Source organism: Gardnerella sp. 26-12, assembly GCF_001660745.1.
GTDB classification, from domain to species: Bacteria; Actinomycetota; Actinomycetes; order Actinomycetales; family Bifidobacteriaceae; genus Bifidobacterium; species Bifidobacterium swidsinskii.
Window position 1 is genome coordinate 1 of record NZ_LWSR01000138.1, and the last position, 2,074, is coordinate 2,074.

The 2,074-nt window shown below is 42.3% G+C and carries 2 protein-coding genes; both read right to left on the reverse strand.

What is annotated here, in order from left to right; translation table 11 throughout:
• Positions 1-92: 92 nt before the first annotated feature.
• Positions 93-1,067 carry an ABC transporter permease subunit gene (locus A5295_RS05855; protein ID WP_004574206.1) on the reverse strand — a complete coding sequence of 325 codons (975 nt, stop codon included), beginning with the start codon at positions 1,065-1,067 and terminating at the stop codon, positions 93-95.
• The gene (locus tag A5295_RS05860; RefSeq protein WP_004105867.1) at positions 1,064-2,056 is read right to left on the reverse strand and encodes an ABC transporter ATP-binding protein; all 993 of its coding nucleotides are present in this window, start codon (positions 2,054-2,056) and stop codon (positions 1,064-1,066) included. The genes A5295_RS05855 and A5295_RS05860 overlap by 4 nt, the downstream gene beginning before the upstream one ends.
• Between the last annotated feature and the right edge of the window lie 18 nt (positions 2,057-2,074).

Sequence of the window (2,074 nt, forward strand, 5' to 3'; positions counted from 1 at the left end):
CTCTTCGTCGGCAGCGTCAGATGTGTATAAGAGACAGGCTCAGCAATGATTGCAATCGAACGGGGCTTATTTTTTATTTATACTTACTATGTTTAAATATCGCGATGCTTTTCAATAACGTAGCCAATTGCGTACATGACTACAGCCCAAGCGAGAACCACTAAACCGGACTGCCACCATTCGAAAGCAGTTGCGTCTGGCGGAAGTTGTTCGCCCGTTCCTAAGAATCGGCTCACAGCCTTGGCTGGCAAAAGCTGCATAAGTATTGAAGTCCACTTCGCGAAATTGCTCGTAATCATAATAATGCTAACAAAAGTAGGCAAAATCATCACGGCTCCAATAACGCACATAATTCCGCCAGCAGTTGACTTGCAAATCATGCCGAAACCGTACGCCATTGCTGCCACAACAACCATAATTACAGGTGAGCCAAGGAACAGAGTAAGAGGTAATTGCCATGTTCTACTTCCAGACAAGCCTGAGATATTCTCACCCATAAATGCTAATTCTGCAGCAACTAACGAAACTGCCATTGCAATAAGTTGCACAACAAAAACGTAGATTGTGATTGCAACAAACTTAGCAGTAAAGAACATACCCCTGCGTGGTACAGACGTAAGCGAAGCTTGAATTGAAGTTGTGGAATGCTCAGCTGTTATAGCAAGCACTGCAAAAATCGCAATAATAATCAAAGATATAGAGGCAAAACTAATAACTAAGTTGAAAATACCTTCTTGAGAAGAAATGAGGCTGCTTTTATCGCTCGGCCCCATGGTGACTACACCGCTTGATTTGCCAGCAGACGCACCATGTTTAGTAAAGTCAACTTTAGATATTGTTTTTTGCACAATCGCGATAATAAAGCTGAAAATTACAGGCAAAACAATGGCCAATGCCATACACCACCAGGTTGATGCAAGTCCACGCAACTTAACCATCTCAGATTTAAGCGAGTGCATAAATGTAAGACGTAGATGCTGAGCGTTCATGCTTCTGCCGGTTTTGTAAGAGTTGCTTGTTTCTTGATTAACAGATTGATCAACAGATTGATTAATTTGCTCACTCATTTTGCATTTCCTCCATCCGCATATTGCGTTCCAGTCGCAGCAGTAGCATTTGGCAATGCTTTTGTTACGTACTGCTCTTGGCCGTGCGTAAGAGCCAAATATGCTTCCTCAAGCGATGCATGCTCTTGATTTAGCTGGTAAACCATAATTTGATTATCTGCAATTTCGCGAGCAAGTTGATTAAGCTCACAACCTGTTACCTTAAAAAGTTCGCCCTCTTGAACATCTTGAGGTGTGCGATTATCAGACAAAATCTTACATTCCGGATGATTCTGAGTGAGCACAGACTTTAGTTTTTCGCCTTCAGGTGTCACTAAACGTATAGCATGCTGAGAATGTGCATTAACAAAATCTTGTACTGTTGTGCGCGCCAAAATTTCTCCGTGCGCAATAATCACAAGATTATCTGCAGTAAGCGCGACTTCGCTCATTAAGTGAGAACTAAGTAGTATTGCACGACCTTGGCTTGCATAATACTTGCATAATTCGCGAACCCACTTAACACCTTCCGGATCCAAACCATTAACCGGTTCGTCAAGTATGAGATTATGTGGATCTGCTAAAAGAGCCGCAGCAATGGAAAGACGCTGACCCATGCCAAGCGAGAATGAACCTGCCTTGCGATTTTTTACGCTAGTTAAACCAGTAATATCAATGACTTCATCGACACGTTTCTTTGATATTCCGTGAGTTAAAGCCAATGAATACAGGTGATTGTAAGCCGTTCGACCTCTGTGAGCAGACTTTGCATCAAGAACTGCGCCAACTTCCGTCATTGGGGATGCAATTTTTGCGTAAGGTTTGCCGTCAATAAGAGAAGTGCCACTATTTGCATGAATAAGATTTAACGCGCAACGCATGGTTGTAGATTTACCAGCGCCATTAGGTCCTAAAAAGCCCGTGACTTTACCGTCTTCGGCGACGAAAGAAACATCGTTAAGCGCTGTCTTTGCACCAAAACGCTTTGTAATATGTTGAAATTCTAACATAAATTAACAATATCACAA